Origin of the sequence: Parasedimentitalea denitrificans (assembly GCF_011813015.1) — a bacterium.
Lineage (GTDB): Bacteria > Pseudomonadota > Alphaproteobacteria > Rhodobacterales > Rhodobacteraceae > Parasedimentitalea > Parasedimentitalea denitrificans.
Genome location: NZ_QHLQ01000011.1, coordinates 72,583 through 87,468, shown reverse-complemented (window position 1 = coordinate 87,468; position 14,886 = coordinate 72,583). Strand labels below are relative to the sequence as shown.

The 14,886-nt window shown below is 55.4% G+C and carries 12 protein-coding genes; 8 read left to right on the top strand and 4 right to left on the bottom strand.

Features of this window, described 5'->3' with window-relative positions; genetic code table 11:
* Nucleotides 1-38 precede the first annotated feature (38 nt).
* Nucleotides 39-995, bottom strand: coding sequence for a glucokinase (locus DL239_RS12400; RefSeq protein WP_167684412.1), 957 nt, complete (start codon nucleotides 993-995; stop codon nucleotides 39-41).
* Nucleotides 996-1,313: 318 nt separating this feature from the next.
* On the opposite strand from DL239_RS12400, the gene DL239_RS12395 reads away from it, so the two are divergent.
* Nucleotides 1,314-2,000 (top strand): 4'-phosphopantetheinyl transferase family protein, encoded by a 687-nt coding sequence (locus tag DL239_RS12395; RefSeq protein ID WP_167684411.1) that lies wholly within the window; start codon nucleotides 1,314-1,316, stop codon nucleotides 1,998-2,000.
* Nucleotides 2,001-2,012: 12 nt separating this feature from the next.
* Complete coding sequence (locus DL239_RS12390) at nucleotides 2,013-4,526, top strand: hypothetical protein (RefSeq protein WP_167684410.1); 2,514 nt, start codon at nucleotides 2,013-2,015, stop codon at nucleotides 4,524-4,526.
* A gap of 33 nt (nucleotides 4,527-4,559) precedes the next feature.
* Here the strand turns inward: DL239_RS12390 and DL239_RS12385 are convergent, their stop codons facing one another.
* From DL239_RS12385 to DL239_RS12375, 3 genes are all read right to left on the bottom strand, one after another.
* Nucleotides 4,560-5,570: an AraC family transcriptional regulator gene (locus tag DL239_RS12385; RefSeq protein ID WP_167684409.1), complete on the bottom strand. Its 1,011-nt coding sequence runs from the start codon at nucleotides 5,568-5,570 to the stop codon at nucleotides 4,560-4,562.
* A 382-nt stretch (nucleotides 5,571-5,952) separates the two neighbouring features.
* A complete protein-coding gene (locus tag DL239_RS12380; RefSeq protein ID WP_167684408.1) occupies nucleotides 5,953-6,963 on the bottom strand; it encodes an AraC family transcriptional regulator in 1,011 nt (336 codons plus the stop codon).
* Between the two features lie 531 nt (nucleotides 6,964-7,494).
* Nucleotides 7,495-8,613 (bottom strand): THUMP domain-containing class I SAM-dependent RNA methyltransferase, encoded by a 1,119-nt coding sequence (locus tag DL239_RS12375; RefSeq protein WP_167684407.1) that lies wholly within the window; start codon nucleotides 8,611-8,613, stop codon nucleotides 7,495-7,497.
* 262 nt (nucleotides 8,614-8,875) lie between these two features.
* Between DL239_RS12375 and DL239_RS12370 the strand changes: the two genes are divergently transcribed.
* The 6 genes from DL239_RS12370 (at nucleotide 8,876) to DL239_RS12345 (ending at nucleotide 14,859) form a co-directional block, all read left to right on the top strand.
* Nucleotides 8,876-10,609, top strand: a complete 1,734-nt coding sequence (locus tag DL239_RS12370) for an ABC transporter substrate-binding protein (protein WP_167684406.1) — start codon at nucleotides 8,876-8,878, stop codon at nucleotides 10,607-10,609.
* A gap of 140 nt (nucleotides 10,610-10,749) precedes the next feature.
* Nucleotides 10,750-11,814: an ABC transporter ATP-binding protein gene (locus DL239_RS12365; protein ID WP_167684405.1), complete on the top strand. Its 1,065-nt coding sequence runs from the start codon at nucleotides 10,750-10,752 to the stop codon at nucleotides 11,812-11,814.
* Nucleotides 11,815-11,823: 9 nt separating this feature from the next.
* The gene (locus DL239_RS12360) at nucleotides 11,824-12,909 is read left to right on the top strand and encodes an ABC transporter ATP-binding protein (protein ID WP_167684404.1); all 1,086 of its coding nucleotides are present in this window, start codon (nucleotides 11,824-11,826) and stop codon (nucleotides 12,907-12,909) included.
* The gene (locus DL239_RS12355) at nucleotides 12,906-13,769 is read left to right on the top strand and encodes a carbohydrate ABC transporter permease (protein WP_167684403.1); all 864 of its coding nucleotides are present in this window, start codon (nucleotides 12,906-12,908) and stop codon (nucleotides 13,767-13,769) included. The genes DL239_RS12360 and DL239_RS12355 overlap by 4 nt, the downstream gene beginning before the upstream one ends.
* A 14-nt stretch (nucleotides 13,770-13,783) precedes the next feature.
* Entirely contained in the window at nucleotides 13,784-14,581 is a 798-nt protein-coding gene (locus tag DL239_RS12350; protein ID WP_167684402.1) for a carbohydrate ABC transporter permease, read from the top strand.
* On the top strand, nucleotides 14,581-14,859 hold the full coding sequence (locus tag DL239_RS12345) for a DUF2160 domain-containing protein (protein WP_167684401.1): 279 nt from the start codon (nucleotides 14,581-14,583) through the stop codon (nucleotides 14,857-14,859). Before DL239_RS12350 ends, DL239_RS12345 begins: the two co-directional genes overlap by 1 nt.
* Nucleotides 14,860-14,886: the final 27 nt, after the last annotated feature.

The following is a 14,886-nucleotide window of genomic DNA, read 5'->3' as shown; positions in this document are numbered from 1 at the left end:
GGCGGCCACCTTAGACATCGACCGCCCCTTTGGTGAAACTAGACCAAAGGCCCTGCACCTGCGGCCTCTAGCGCCACCCGAGCCGAGCCGCTGACGCCAGCCGCATCATCAGTGATCACCCACAATGGAATCTGGCTACATTGCTCTTGCAACAAACCGCCCCCTTGCGAGAACCCGTCAAGGAATTGCGCCTGCGCAGGCGACCCCAGCACTCCGCGTGACACACTACCTGCAAAAAACAGACCTTGGCCGGGCATATAGGTTGGCACCAGATTTGAGGACAGTAGCCCCAGCATTTCGGCCCAAGTCTCAACCGTGCGGGCGGCGGCACTGTTTGGGTCATCCAAATATTCGCTCATCAGCTGAGCTCCTCCGGCAATCGCCACGCCGCTCATTGCCTGATGAAACCGAACCAGCCCATGTCCAGAGAACAGATCTTCGTTGGTGTCGAACCCTTCGGGATTACGCCCCAGAACGGCTTCTAGTTTTTTGTAGACCGAGGTCGGCAGATCCGCATGCCCCATTTCGGCCCCAGCGGTGTGCGTACCGGCGACCAGCGACACGTTGAACCCAGTCCCAAGACCAACTACTAGCGACTGATCGCCCAGTTGGGGTCCGGCCCGCAGTGACGACAACTGCCCCGGACTTAGCACTGGCAAAGAATGCCCCAACGCCGCCAGATCATTGATTAGATCCATCCGTGCTCCATCCGGCAACTGCAGCCGCGCCGCCAGACCGCTGGCATCGCCATGCCAGGCCCGGTTGGTCAGACAATACTCATCACCATAAACAGGGCCGGCCACGGCAATACAAGCTCCCTGAATCTCGGGCAGGTCCGGCTGCGAGCGATAGGCTGTCAACACGTCCTCTAGGCTGGTAAAACTGTCGTTGTCGAAGCTCTTTAATGCGGTGACGCCGATTTCAGGTCCAGCCAATGCCAAACGCGTATTGCTGCCGCCGACATCGCCGACCAGTACCGTGACATCCGTGTTCATTCAGCTGTGCCCTTAATCATTCTAATTATGCCTAAATGGTGCTACAAATCGCTCCCAAATGCAAATTCTCAGGAAAATGTTTGCGCTCACATGCCAATTGCCCAATTTGACGACGGTAGTCAACATCGGTGACCAACGGGACTGAAAAACACCCTATGAGGGTAGGAGTACCGTGCCAGACAAGGCCTTCAAAGGGGTTGACCCGTAGTGCCGCGATGGCCGAAGACCAATCATGTATCACCTCTGTGATCAAGATCTCTATAGTGATACGAATTCAAACCGCCGCGCGATGCGGATAAACCGCAAAGCAAGGACCGGATGCTAATATCCAACACGACACCGAGTGACGACCATCTGGCCTTGGTCCAGCCGCTGGTGGGACCGGGAGTGGCATTGGCAATAACCGACCCCCAAGGAACACCACCGCCCCCTTTTGCCGATGAACTGGCCTGCCTGTCGCCCAATGCTGTCAGCAAGCGGCAACGCGAATTTGCAGCAGGCCGCGCAGCAGCCCATACTGCGATGGCAAATCTGGGCGTCCCGCCACAGGCAATTTTGAACGGTGAAGACCGCGCGCCCATCTGGCCCGTAGGGCTGACCGGATCAATCACGCATACGCGCAGCTGCGCTATGGCTATTGTAGCACGCAACAGCGATGTCCGGGCGCTTGGCATCGACGTCGAGCAGGACACTCCCCTGCCGGACAAGTTGCTGTCAGCGATTTGCACCGATGCTGAGCGAGACTGGTTAAAGGAACAGGCCAACCCCGGCCAATTGGCCAAAGTTATTTTTTCTGCCAAAGAAGCCGCTTATAAATGCCAATACACCATTAGCCAGAAGTACTTTGGATTTCACGGTATGAATTTGGAACTGGATTTAACACGACGCAGTTTCCAAGCCCGCTTTACCGCCGACCAATTACCATTCGCCCAAGGTGACGTGATCGACGGGCGGTTTGCCATTGGGGCCGGAGTGATTGTAACCGTGGCAGAACTGCGCACCTAAGGAGACGCCAGAATGAGTTGGAGCACAATTGTTGGCTCGGTTGTCATGATCGGACACAGCTTGTTCGGTCTGGATAACCCGCAGATGCTGAACCAACTGCTGGGCGCACGAAGTGAGACCCCGGTAACGGTTCAGGCGCAGATCATCAACGGTGCCTCGCTGCAATACAATTGGGATCACTCTGACAAGGCCGAGGGCATTAACAGCCGAGACCGCATGCGCCGCACAACCGACGCTGTGATCGTGACCGAGGCTATCCCGTTGGCCAACCACCTGAAATGGAGCGGAACGGCAGACGCAGTCACCCGGTTTTATGAGTTGGCACGTGTCGCAAACCCAAATGTGCAATTTTTCCTGCAAGAAACCTGGCACAGCCTGCGCAGCGGCAGTGGCGAGCTGATCGAGTTTGACGACGGCATGTCCACGCCCTGGCGCGAGCGACTAGAGCAAGATCTGCCACACTGGCAGAGGGTTGTTGACCGGGTCAATGCTCGGACGGGTGGCCAAGTTCGACTGCTGCCAGCGGGTCAGGCCATGGCCCGGTTGGATGATGCCATTCAGGCGGGCACGGTACCTGGGCTGACCAGTATCAATGACGTCTTCGCCGATGACATTCACCCCAACGACATCGGGTTCTATTATCTGGCCTTGCTGCAGTACGCGGTGCTGACGGGCGACGATCCTCTGGATTTGCCACACCATCTGACCAACCGACGTGGGGCAAACTATGATGCCCCGTCGCCCGAGCTGGCCCGCCGCTTGCAGCAGATCGCATGGAAGGCCGCCCAAGGCTCGGATATCCGCACGGTCCTGCCCCCGGACCCAGCCCCCCTGCCCGATGAACCAGCGATGGTACGCCTGAACGACCCGAGTTCAGATACGACGCACACGGCCAAGACAATCATCCGCCAGCCCGTCGCCGTAAATCTCGCAGCCATTGCCGACTGGAGTTCGCAGACCCCATTTCTGGACCATTTCAAAACCGCACGTCCCTGGGTTGGCCACCTTGCCGGACAATGGGGCGGCGCTGGACACGACGATCTTGCTGTTGCTGGTTACCTTGACCCTGACGGCTGGCCCACTGCCATCCCGCCAGAGCTCGGGTCAATTGGCACCTTAATCCTGACAGACCTACCTGACACCGCCACTTCTCTAGCTGGCCGCTACCTGTTGCGCTTTGAAGGTGATGGTATTGTCGAGGTTCTGGGACGAGGCCAAAATGTGCGCTACCGGGACGGACAGGTTTGGTTTGACTACACACCCGGCCCTGGTTCAGTTGAGATCCGTATACAGCGTACGGACCGTCTTCACACAAATGACTATGTGCGCAATATCACAGTAGTGAAGCAAGAGCACCTGGACGACCATGCTCAGGGCGCACTGTTTAACCCACAATGGCTGTCCCGCATTCAAGAGTTCTCTGCTTTACGGTTCACAGGATGGATGGCAACCAACGGTTCCGCTCTGGTCGAATGGACAGACCGCCCGCAGGTCACAGATTACACTTGGGGCCGAAATGGTGTGCCCGCCGAGGTTATGCTGGCATTGACAGCCAAGCTGAGCACAAACCCATGGTTCTCTATGCCCCACGCCGCTAGCGATGACTATTTCAAACACTTTGCCCAGTTAGTAGCCGACCGGCTAACAGATGAGCAAGGGGTATACGTCGAATACTCAAACGAGGTCTGGAATGGGCAATTTCCCCAAGCGCAATGGGCCGAAGATCAAGCTAGAGCTCGCTGGGGGGACGATGATCTGCGGATGCAGTTTTACGGCGCGCGCGCAGCCGAGATGACGCAGATCTGGAGCGAGGTCTTTGGAGATCGCGCCTCAGATCAATTGGTTCGAGTGATGGCCACACAGACCGGATGGCTAGGGCTGGAACAACAGATCCTACAAGCGCCGCTATGGGTCGCGGAACACCCGGACAATCGCCCACCTTCCAGCTATTTCGATGCCTATGCCGTAACCGGCTATTTTGGCGGCATTTTGGGTTTTAAAGAACGCGCAGATGTGGTGCGTGCCTGGATTACAGACAGCACTGAACGCGCCAGTGACGAGGCCCGCAACCGGGGCCTGAAAGGTGAGGCAAGACGCGAATTCATTGCGGCCCATCGCTATGACATAGCCACTGCGCAGGCCGGTCTTGAATTGCGAGACGGTCTAATTTCGGGCGATCCCGTTGATACAGTGGCAGATCTTCTGGAAAGGGTGCTGCCTTATCATGCGGACATCGCCGCCGCGCATGGCATGGACCTGATCATGTATGAAGGTGGTAGCCATGTGGTTGGCATCGGCCCCATGATCGAAGACACGGGCCTGACCGGGTTCTTCACCCACCTCAACTACACCGATGAAATGGGGGCACTCTATACCGAGCTATTGGCAGGCTGGCGGGCGCTGGGCGGGCAGATGTTTACCGCCTATGTAGATGTTGCGACACCTGCCAAGTGGGGCAGCTGGGGAGCTCTCAGATCCCTTGATGACAACAACCCCCGCTGGGACGCTTTAGTTGCGGCAAAATAAATCATCTGGCCCCATCAGGAAACACACTTGGTTTCAGACCGTACGAAACCGTCCGGGGCTATGACCAGTCCAACGCTTGAACGCATCGTTGAAACTACCCAATCCCGAGTACCCCAGCAAAAATGCGATTTCTGCCAGAACCAGATTGCTGTCACGCAAGTAGCTTTTTGAAAGAGATTTACGCAGGTTTTCCAACAGTTGGAAAAAGCTGGTCCCTTCTGCGGACAGCTTGCGAGACAGCGTGCGTGGGCTCATCCCCAACTTGCTGGCAACAGTTTCCATCGTCACAGGTCCGGCCCCTAACTGCTCGGCAATTGCGCGCTCAACTTCGATCACCAATCCTTGATCTTCACGCGCTAGTTCTGCCAGGGCCTGATCGCCATATCCTTGCAACACAGTCAACAATTGCTCATCTGCCGAGGTCAGTGGAAGATCCAAATCATTAGCTGCAAATTTGAATCCATTGGTCGCAGCCCCAAATTCTACTTTGCAGCCAAAAAATTCTTCGATTTCTTCAACCTGGTTACGTCGATGGTGCTGGAACTGCACTAGGCATGGAGAAACTGGGCCATCAGTAAACTGCCTTACGGTATTCAGAAAACTTGCCGCAGAAAACTCAACATATTGGCGACGTTTCAAGCTAGGCGAAATCGCATATTCCCAGTTGATCACCCCATGATCCAAAAGCCGGGATGTATCAATCTCGAGCACAGGGCTGGCAACCCGAGAATAGCGGGCGAAATTCGCCAAAAATCCACCGACGGTTGGCGCCGCCAATCCGACATAACAAATCAGCCCAACCCGCCGGATGTCCTGTTCCCTGCCAATTTGCAACCCGATATTCTCGTTATTGGTTAGCTGAGCAGCCCGCTCAAAGAGGCTTACGGTTTCGGCCAATGGATACCACGGAGCCTTTTCAGTCAGGATCGCAGCGTCAAATACGGTCCCTCGGAAAATGTCTTCCACAGTATAGCCACTCTCAACCAGCTGGTTGGCCAACAAGCTGGCAAGAACAGCAGAATGATGTCCAGCGGGGCCTGCCATTTTCGATCGTCTCCATATTAAATTTCGGCCGGACTGCAATCCCAAGCATACTGCTGTACCCAAGCGCCCAATGCCCTGATGTTCCAAGGTATCGGCTTTCCCAGACTAGCCATAGTGGTCAAGACAATGCACAGGGCCTACAAATTAGCGGTTAGATTGGTCAATCCGTTTTTTCGGTCAGCAGTCAGATAATCACTCAGAGTTTAAATACAAATTTGGTTTCTTAAAGGAGACTCATTTGGCGGCTGAAAATCAAGATCTGATCGGCTTAGTGGTCGAAATCATCAATGGTGCGCGGCCTGAACACAATACAGCGCACACCAAAACCAGGTGTGGTTTTCTACACCTTATCTAGGGGTGCAAAGCGTCTGAACCGCTCCTCTCAAATGGACCTATACTGACCTGGGCTCGACCCAGTCCAGCGCTTAAAGGCGTCATTGAAGCTACTAAGCCCCGAATAACCCAGCAGAAAAGCGATCTCAGCCAGTACAAGATCACTGTCACGCAGATAGCTTTTGGACAGTGACTTCCGCAGATCCTCAAGAACCCGGAAAAAGCTGGTTCCCTCGGCGGCCAGTTTCCGCGACAGCGTTCGCGGGCTCATTCCCATTGTTGTTGCAACATTATCCAGCGTTGCCTCTCCTCGGGCCAACAGATCGGCAATAACGCGCTCAACCTCAAATACCAGCCCCGGCAACTCCCGGTTTTTCTCCGCCAGAACCTGATCTGCATAGCTCTGCAACACCAATAGCAATTGATGATCAGCCGAGATCAATGGAAGTTCCAGATCCTTTGCCATGAACTCAAAACTGTTACGATCAGCACCAAACGAAATACTGCAGCCGAAACTGTCCTCCAAAACACTTATGTGTTCGCGCCGGAGGTGTTCAAAACTAACGTGCTGCGGAACAATCTCCGATGCCGAAAAATGGCGCAGGGTGTTCAGAAAAACCGCGCTTGTATATTCAACATATTGGCGGCGCGCCACGCTGGAAGAAAGGCTATACTGCCAGCCAATCAGACCGTTGTCTTTCAGATGGGAAAAATCCAGTTCCAGCACGTCACTGTAGATCCGGGCATAGCGTGCATAGTTGGTCAGAAACGCACCGACATTTGGGGCCGCCAGCCCGACATAACACACCAATCCGACACGGCGACTGTCCTGCCCCTGTGCTAACTGAAAGCCGAATAGATCATCCTTGGTCAGCAGCGCCCCCTGTTCAAAAAAGCTCATGACATCGGATGCTCTGGCAAATGGGGCCTCTTGCTGTAACAAAGAGTCATCAAACGCTGTTCCACGAAACACTGTTTCTGGGTCATAGCCCTGCTCTATCAAGGCCCGCGCTACCATCTTGGCAAACACCGCGGTATGCTTCTGGTCGGTATTCGCCATCTGTTGACCCCTCCCGATAATCAGTTGCCACCCTTTGCCAACGTGGCCGTCCACCGATTTAAGGCGACCCTCAACGTGCCTGTGAGGGAAGTGGCATGATCCGTTAAGGTATTACCTAGGTCCGTTTTTTGGTTCGGCAGGGATTTTTGTCACCGGAATGTAGATAGGTTCCCTTCCACGAAAAATGATCTGACAGAGATCTGGCCAAGGTTGAAAGGTCAGCAATTTTTTTCGGCTTTCCAAACTAATCGCTGTTTTCGACGTTTGCCCAGCAATTCCCCAAGACAGCTTCCTCGCACTCAAATTCTCCCGCCCGTCGCCAAACATCTTGCGATGTCCGGGCCCAAGACCACAAGGGGGATCTGCGATCGCAGATGGACTGCGTGGACGCGGGAGCTTTTGGGATCGGTAAAGTTCGTTAGAGATGGCCGACATGACTGTGAAACACCTACAACACCCATGTTCTGAAGAGCACCTCAAGTGGCGCGCCCCTTCTAAATTGCCGAAGACGCCACTGAATCTAAGCAGTTCCTAGCGGAGCGGCGCAGTTTGAAACAATCGGATCTTGATGCCGCCATGGGCCACTGGCGCTCCTGTCGGTAAGAAAGGCAGGTCGGTGGCCTTTGCCAGTCCCGCCTCGCTAGTGACAATACCCACCCGCCAACCGGAAAAGCGCGTACTGAGGGTTTTGCCCAGCGCACCATACAGAGCATAGAGCAGTTTCTTGTTACCGATCCGAGCACCATATGGCGGGTTGACGATCACCAATCCCGGCGGACCATCGGGTGGGGTCAGGTCACTGACTGCCTGATGAGTGAAGACCGTGCAGCCATCAACACCGGCGCGCTCAGCATTGGTTTTGGTACTCTCAATCACGCCTGCGTTGCGGTCAGAACCGTAAAACCGTAATTCGGTCTCCGCGCCCTGCCCAGCGTCTCGCATCTGTTGCCAAGCAACTTCGTCAAAATTAGCCAATTTCTCAAACGCAAAGCTGCGGCTGCGGCCCGGGATCAACCCCGTAGCGATCTCGGCTGCTTCGATCACAAAAGTGCCAGAGCCGCACATGGGATCAACCACCGGCTCATTTCCATCATATCGACACTGGTGCAGGAACATCGCCGCCAAGTTTTCACGCATCGGCGCCTTGCCCACAGCGGGTTTATGGCCGCGTTTGTGCAGCGCCTCGCCCGAAGTGTCGACGCTAATGATACAGAGGTTGTCGTCGATGCGGACCTTGATGCGTACGTCTGCCTCGGCAGATATCGGAGCGCCCAGCTCTTCGGTAATGGCCTTTTCAAATCGCTGAATGGCGGCCCCTGCGTGGTAAATCTTGGACTTCTTGTTGGTTGTCACTTCGACCTTAACCGGCACGTCCGGGCGCAGCACATCACCCCAGGGGAATTTGCGTGCGCGTTTATCGAGCTGGGCCAGATGAAAGGCACGGATTTCACCAATACGTGCCAGAACCCGCGCTGCTCCTCGTAGCTGCAGATTGGCGCGCCAGACCTCGGGCCAGGTGCCAGTGATGGTCACGCCACCGGGCGAAATTTTAGGGGAATGAAAGCCCTTTTCACGCGCCTCGTCCCTAAGGGAGGTTTCGGTTCCGGGGGCTGCCACCAGGAAAATTTCGAATTCTGTGTCTGTCATCATGGGCACTGCATAGAGGCAAATCACTGGCGCAGCGACCTCTTTTTGTTTGGTTGCAAAATCGACCCAAAGCAGAGAATCCCCGCAAGGAGCGCAACGCGTCCCGCTAGGACCTTCGAATCCTTTCGTAAATTTACGATAAAAAACAGCAACTTGCGATTTACTAAAAAATTAGTTTGACAAAAACGAAGATCAAATGAAACCTATGTAACAGTCAGGTGCCGGAGAGCACTACTGACATCTTATACCTTAGGGAGGTGACAAGATGCGCAAGTATCTTCTCTCCGCTGTCGCGGCGACTGCCGTGATTGCGGGATCGATGGGGCATGCCGATGAGGCAGCCGCAAATAAATGGATTAACGAGGAATTCCAGCCCTCGGTTCTGAACAAGGACGAACAACTGGCGGAAATGCAGTGGTTCATTCAGGCCGCTGCACCATTCTCAGGCTTGGAAATCAACGTGCTGTCCGAGGGCATTCCAACCCACAGCTATGAGTCGGAAGTTCTGACCAAAGCGTTTGAGGAAATCACCGGCATCAAGGTGAACCACCAGATCCTGGGCGAAGGCGAGGTTGTGCAGGCGGTTCAGACCCAAATGCAAACTCAGCGGAACCTGTATGACGGTTACGTCAATGACTCGGATCTGATCGGTACCCACTCGCGTCTGCAACTGGCGTACAACCTGACCGACATGATGGCAGGTGACTGGTCTGGCACAACATCGCCTACACTCGATCTGGCAGACTTCATGGGCAGCCAGTTCACAACTGGCCCGGATGGTGACTTGTACCAGCTGCCTGATCAGCAGTTTGCAAACCTGTACTGGTTCCGCAAAGACTGGTTTGACCGCGCAGACCTGCAGGAAGCGTTCAAAGCCAAATACGGCTATGATCTGGGTGTGCCAGTCAACTGGTCAGCCTATGAAGACATCGCTGAGTTCTTCAGCAATGACGTCAAGGAAATCGACGGCACCGCCATCTATGGTCACATGGACTATGGTAAGCGCGCGCCTGACCTAGGCTGGCGTATGACTGATGCCTGGCTGTCGATGGCTGGCGCAGGTTCGAAAGGTGAGCCAAACGGTGTGCCAATCGACGAATGGGGCATCCGTATGGAAGCCGGTTCCTGTAACCCAGCTGGTGCCTCTGTCACCCGTGGTGGTGCAGCTAACGGTCCGGCGGCTGTTTATGCGATCCGCAAGTGGGACGAATGGCTACGGGCATATGCTCCTCCGGGTGCTGCCAGCTATGACTTCTACCAGTCGCTGCCAGCTTTGGCGCAGGGTAACGTAGCGCAGCAGATTTTCTGGTACACAGCGTTTACAGCCGACATGGTGAAGCCACAGTCCGAAGGCAACAACACAGTTGACGCAGATGGTGCGCCACTGTGGCGGATGGCGCCAAGCCCACACGGCCCATACTGGGAAGAAGGCCAGAAAGTTGGGTATCAGGACGTGGGTTCCTGGACTTTCCTGAAGTCGACCCCAGCTGATCGTGCTCAGGCTGCATGGCTTTATGCTCAGTTCGTGACATCGAAAACTGTTGACGTGAAGAAGTCCCACGTGGGTCTGACTTTCATCCGTGACAGCTCGATCAACCACGAGAGCTTCTCGGAGCGTGCTGACAAACTAGGTGGTCTGGTAGAATTCTACCGTTCGCCTGATCGTGTAGCATGGTCGCCAACTGGCATTAACGTGCCTGACTATCCAAAGCTGGCCCAGATCTGGTGGCAGCAGATTGGTGACGTCAACTCGGGTGCGTTCACGCCACAAGAAGCGATGAACCGTCTGGCAGAAGAAATGGACATCACCATGGCCCGCATGCAGCGCGCCGATGAAGCAGCCAACGTCTATGGCGGTTGTGGACCACGTCTGAACGACGAGAAAGACGCGGAGTGGTGGATGGCCAATGGTGGCGCCAAGCCAATGTTGGAAAACGAGAAGCCACAGGGCCAGACCGTCAACTATGACGAGTTGGTTGCCCGCTGGGCTACTCAGTAACAGGTCCTCCCTGACGGGCTGACCCCAGCAATCTGGTCAGCCTCCTTGCCCCAGAGATCCCCCTCGATCTCTGGGGCGCTTTTTCCCAAGACTGCGCTAAATCGCGCGCAACAGGCCACCTGCCGGAAAGCCCCACCAAGATGGCTCTCGAATTAAAATCCGTGACCAAGCGCGTCGGCGCGAATTTGCACATCAAGGAAACCTCCCTGACACTGCACCCCGGTCACTTCAATGTCCTATTGGGCGCAACTGGATCTGGTAAGACCTCTCTGATCAAACTGATGGCAGGGCTGGACCCGCTGGCCAGCGGCGAGATCTGGATGGATGGTCAAGACGTATCCAAGCTCAACACCCAGAAACGCAACATCAGTCTGGTGCACCAGTTTTTCATCAACTACCCGCACATGACTGTGTATGAAAACATCGCCTCGCCACTGAAAGTGGCAGGTATGGCGAAGTCCGAAATTCAGGGCCGCGTCGAAGAGGCGGCAGACATTCTGCAACTGCGCCCGATGTTACATCGAATGCCGCATGAGTTGTCAGGCGGCCAGCAACAACGTACTGCACTGGCGCGCGCCATTGCCAAGGAATCCAAGGCCGTGTTCTTAGACGAACCGCTGGCCAACCTTGACTACAAGTTGCGCGAAGAGTTGCGCGACCAGCTGCCCGAGCTGTTTGCCGGACGTGGTGCCGTGGTGGTCTATGCTACTTCTGAGCCCGAAGAAGCTCTGTTGCTGGGCGGGCAAACCGCGCTGATGGAAGATGGCCATGTAACCCAATTTGGTGTCACCGCTGACATCTACCGCAATCCGGCCAATGTGGCCGCAGCCGCAGTCTTCTCGGATCCACCAATCAATACAGCCGCTATTGTCAAACAAGGTTCAACGGCCACTCTGAACGCAGGCGTAAGTTGGGAGCTAACTGGCGCAGCGGCGGATCTGTCGGATGGAGACTACACCATCGCAATCCGCCCGCACCATGTTTTGCCCATCGCCGATGACAAAAGCACGGTACGGCTGTCAGGCCGGGTTCAGGTGACCGAACTGTCTGGCTCAGAAAGCAGCGCCCACTTTGAAATGGGCGCAGGAAGCTGGGTGTCCCTGGCCCCCGGTGTTCACCCCTATCAGGTGGGCGAAATGCACAACTTCTATATGGACCCAACGGCGGCATATGTTTTTGCCCCCGATGGCTCTCGCGTGGCGTGAGGCGCACCAATGGCTAAAATTACACTCTCCAAGCTACGTCACAGCTATTACCCGAACCCGAAGCAACCATCGGACTATGCGCTGAAAGAAATTGATCTCGATTGGACCGATGGCGGCGCCTATGCGCTGCTGGGCCCATCAGGTTGTGGTAAGTCGACCTTGTTGAACATCATATCCGGTCTTCTGGTTCCCTCAGAAGGGCAGATCCTGTTTGACGGCAAGGATGTCACCAGCTTACCGCCAGACCAGCGCAACATCGCGCAGGTGTTTCAGTTCCCTGTGATCTACGACACCATGACGGTTTACGACAACCTTGCCTTCCCGCTGCGCAACCGTGGCCGGGACGAGGACACTGTCAAGCAACGTGTCATGGCCATTGCCGAGATGTTGGAAGTCGTCGACATGCTCGACCAAAAGGCCGCAGGTCTGAGCCCGGACAATAAGCAAAAAATCTCGATGGGGCGCGGGTTGGTGCGTGAAGACGTCAATGTGGTGATGTTTGATGAACCGCTGACGGTGATTGATCCTCATCTGAAGTGGAAGCTGCGATCTAAGCTGAAAGAACTACATCAGCGCGTTAAGGCGACGATGATCTATGTTACCCATGACCAGACCGAGGCGCTGACCTTTGCTGAGCAGGTTGTGGTGATGCAGGATGGTGAGATCGTGCAGATTGGCACCCCGGTTGAGCTGTTCGAACGTCCCGCACACACCTTTGTCGGTCACTTCATCGGCTCGCCGGGCATGAACATTCTACCTTGCACACTGACCGATGGAGCCGCCTATTTCGCGGACCAACCCATCGCGTTGGAAGGTCCCATTCAGGGAACACCTACCGGTCAGCTTGAGATCGGCATCCGTCCCGAGTTTGTCTCTCTGGCAGACACCGGCCTGCCCGCAACCGTGATCAAGGTATCCGACATTGGCCGCCACACAGTGGTCGAATGTGAGGCCAACGGCAGCCGGATCAGCGCTATCATCGATGGCCAAGGCCCGGCCAAAGGCGCGGCTGTTCACCTTAACTTCCAACAGTCACAGACCCGGCTTTATGTCGACGGCTGGATTGCCACCCAACCGCAAGAGGCGCAGTCATGAAAACCGAAAACCAAAAAGCCTGGTTCTTTGTGCTGCCGGTGCTGTTGCTGGTCGCCTTTAACGCCCTGATCCCGATGATGACTGTGGTCAACTATTCGGTGCAGGAAACCTTTGGCAATAACCAGTTCTTCTGGCAAGGCTTGGACTGGTTCGAGCAGATCCTGCGGTCTGAACGGTTTCACGCGGCGCTGGGGCGCCAGTTCCTGTTCACCTTCCTGATCCTGATCATCGAAGTGCCACTGGGCATTGCCATTGCCCTATCAATGCCACGCAAGGGCATTTGGGTGCCCGTCTGCCTAGTGCTGATGGCGCTGCCGATGCTGATCCCATGGAACGTGGTTGGCGCGATGTGGAATATCTTTACCCTGCCCGATATCGGCCTGCTGGGGTATTTCCTGAACCATACGCTGGGTATTCAGTATGACATGACCCAAGACCCAATCGCGGCCTGGATCACCATTGTCACCATGGATGTCTGGCACTGGACTTCGCTGGTGGTGCTGCTGGCCTATGCCGGGCTGGTGTCGATCCCCGATGCCTATTATCAGGCGGCCAAGATCGACGGCGCGTCAAACTGGTCGGTGTTCCGCTTTATCCAGCTGCCCAAGATGAAATCGGTGCTAACCATCGCCATCCTGCTGCGATTTATGGACAGTTTCAACATCTACACCGAACCCTTTGTGCTCACTGGCGGTGGCCCCGGCAACTCGACCACGCTCTTGTCCATTGATCTGGTGAAAATCGCCCTTGGCCAGTTTGACCTTGGTCCTGCTGCTGCGATGTCGCTGATCTACTTTGCAATCACTCTCTTGGTATCATGGCTGTTCTACACGCTGATGACCAAAGACGACCTGAACTAAAGGAGACCATGGAAATGCAAAAACGATCCATCGTCCCAATTGTCTATATCCTGTTTCTCATGCTGCCGATCTACTGGCTGGTGGCGATGAGCTTCAAAACCACCAACGAGATCCTCGGCGGTTTCTCGATGTTCCCGCAGACCTTCACGCTGGAAAACTACAAGGTGATCTTTACCGACCCCAGCTGGTACTGGGGTTATATCAACTCGATTTCCTATGTGACGCTGAACACCGTGATCTCGATCGCGGTGGCCCTGCCGGCCGCCTATGCATTCAGCCGCTACCGGTTTCTGGGCGACAAACAGCTGTTTTTCTGGCTTCTGACCAACAGGATGGCACCTGCTGCGGTGTTCGCCCTGCCCTTCTTCCAGCTCTACTCGGCTGTTGGACTGTTCGACACTTACTGGGCTGTTGCGCTGGCACATTGTCTGTTCAACGTGCCTCTGGCTGTGTGGATCCTCGAAGGCTTTATGGGCGGAGTGCCCAAGGAACTGGATGAAACCGCTTATGTGGACGGCTATTCCTTCCCACGCTTCTTTGCCACAATCTTCATCCCTTCCATCAAGGCCGGTGTAGGCGTTGCTGCCTTCTTCTGCTTCATGTTCTCGTGGGTAGAACTGCTGCTGGCCAAAACCCTGACCGCCGTTGCAGCAAAACCCATTGCCGCGACCATGACCAAAACCGCATCCAGTGCGGGATATGAGCTGGGACTGCTGGCGGCGGCAGGGACTTTGACAATCATTCCGGGCGCAATCGTGATCTACTTCGTCCGCAACTATATCGCGAAAGGTTTCGCGATGGGGAGGGTGTAATGCTTTCATGGATGGCCTGGACCTGGCCTACAGCGCTGGTCTTTATCGGTATCTTCTCAGCCATTGGCGTGTTGATCGCATTGGAAATCCGCCACCCCGGCGGCGACGAACGCAAAGGAGTGCTGGGACTGACCACCACTCGCGGCGATCGGTTGTTCATCAGCCTGCTCGGCACCAGTTATATCTTTCTGGCCTGGCTGGGGTTGATCGGCATGCCACTGTGGGGACCTCTGGTTCTGTCAATTGGTTGGGGGTTCTTTTGCTTTCGCAAGGTGTAACCCAACCGGTACAGCAGCCGGGTCAAG

Bases quoted from the DNA above. Each gene is read 5' to 3' on its own strand.
- DL239_RS12400 (WP_167684412.1), bottom strand. From the start codon at position 995: ATGAACACGGATGTCACGGTACTGGTCGGCGATGTCGGCGGCAGCAAT.
- DL239_RS12395 (WP_167684411.1), top strand. From the start codon at position 1,314: ATGCTAATATCCAACACGACACCGAGTGACGACCATCTGGCCTTGGTC.
- DL239_RS12390 (WP_167684410.1), top strand. From the start codon at position 2,013: ATGAGTTGGAGCACAATTGTTGGCTCGGTTGTCATGATCGGACACAGC.
- DL239_RS12385 (WP_167684409.1), bottom strand. From the start codon at position 5,570: ATGGCAGGCCCCGCTGGACATCATTCTGCTGTTCTTGCCAGCTTGTTG.
- DL239_RS12380 (WP_167684408.1), bottom strand. From the start codon at position 6,963: ATGGCGAATACCGACCAGAAGCATACCGCGGTGTTTGCCAAGATGGTA.
- DL239_RS12375 (WP_167684407.1), bottom strand. From the start codon at position 8,613: ATGATGACAGACACAGAATTCGAAATTTTCCTGGTGGCAGCCCCCGGA.
- DL239_RS12370 (WP_167684406.1), top strand. From the start codon at position 8,876: ATGCGCAAGTATCTTCTCTCCGCTGTCGCGGCGACTGCCGTGATTGCG.
- DL239_RS12365 (WP_167684405.1), top strand. From the start codon at position 10,750: ATGGCTCTCGAATTAAAATCCGTGACCAAGCGCGTCGGCGCGAATTTG.
- DL239_RS12360 (WP_167684404.1), top strand. From the start codon at position 11,824: ATGGCTAAAATTACACTCTCCAAGCTACGTCACAGCTATTACCCGAAC.
- DL239_RS12355 (WP_167684403.1), top strand. From the start codon at position 12,906: ATGAAAACCGAAAACCAAAAAGCCTGGTTCTTTGTGCTGCCGGTGCTG.
- DL239_RS12350 (WP_167684402.1), top strand. From the start codon at position 13,784: ATGCAAAAACGATCCATCGTCCCAATTGTCTATATCCTGTTTCTCATG.
- DL239_RS12345 (WP_167684401.1), top strand. From the start codon at position 14,581: ATGCTTTCATGGATGGCCTGGACCTGGCCTACAGCGCTGGTCTTTATC.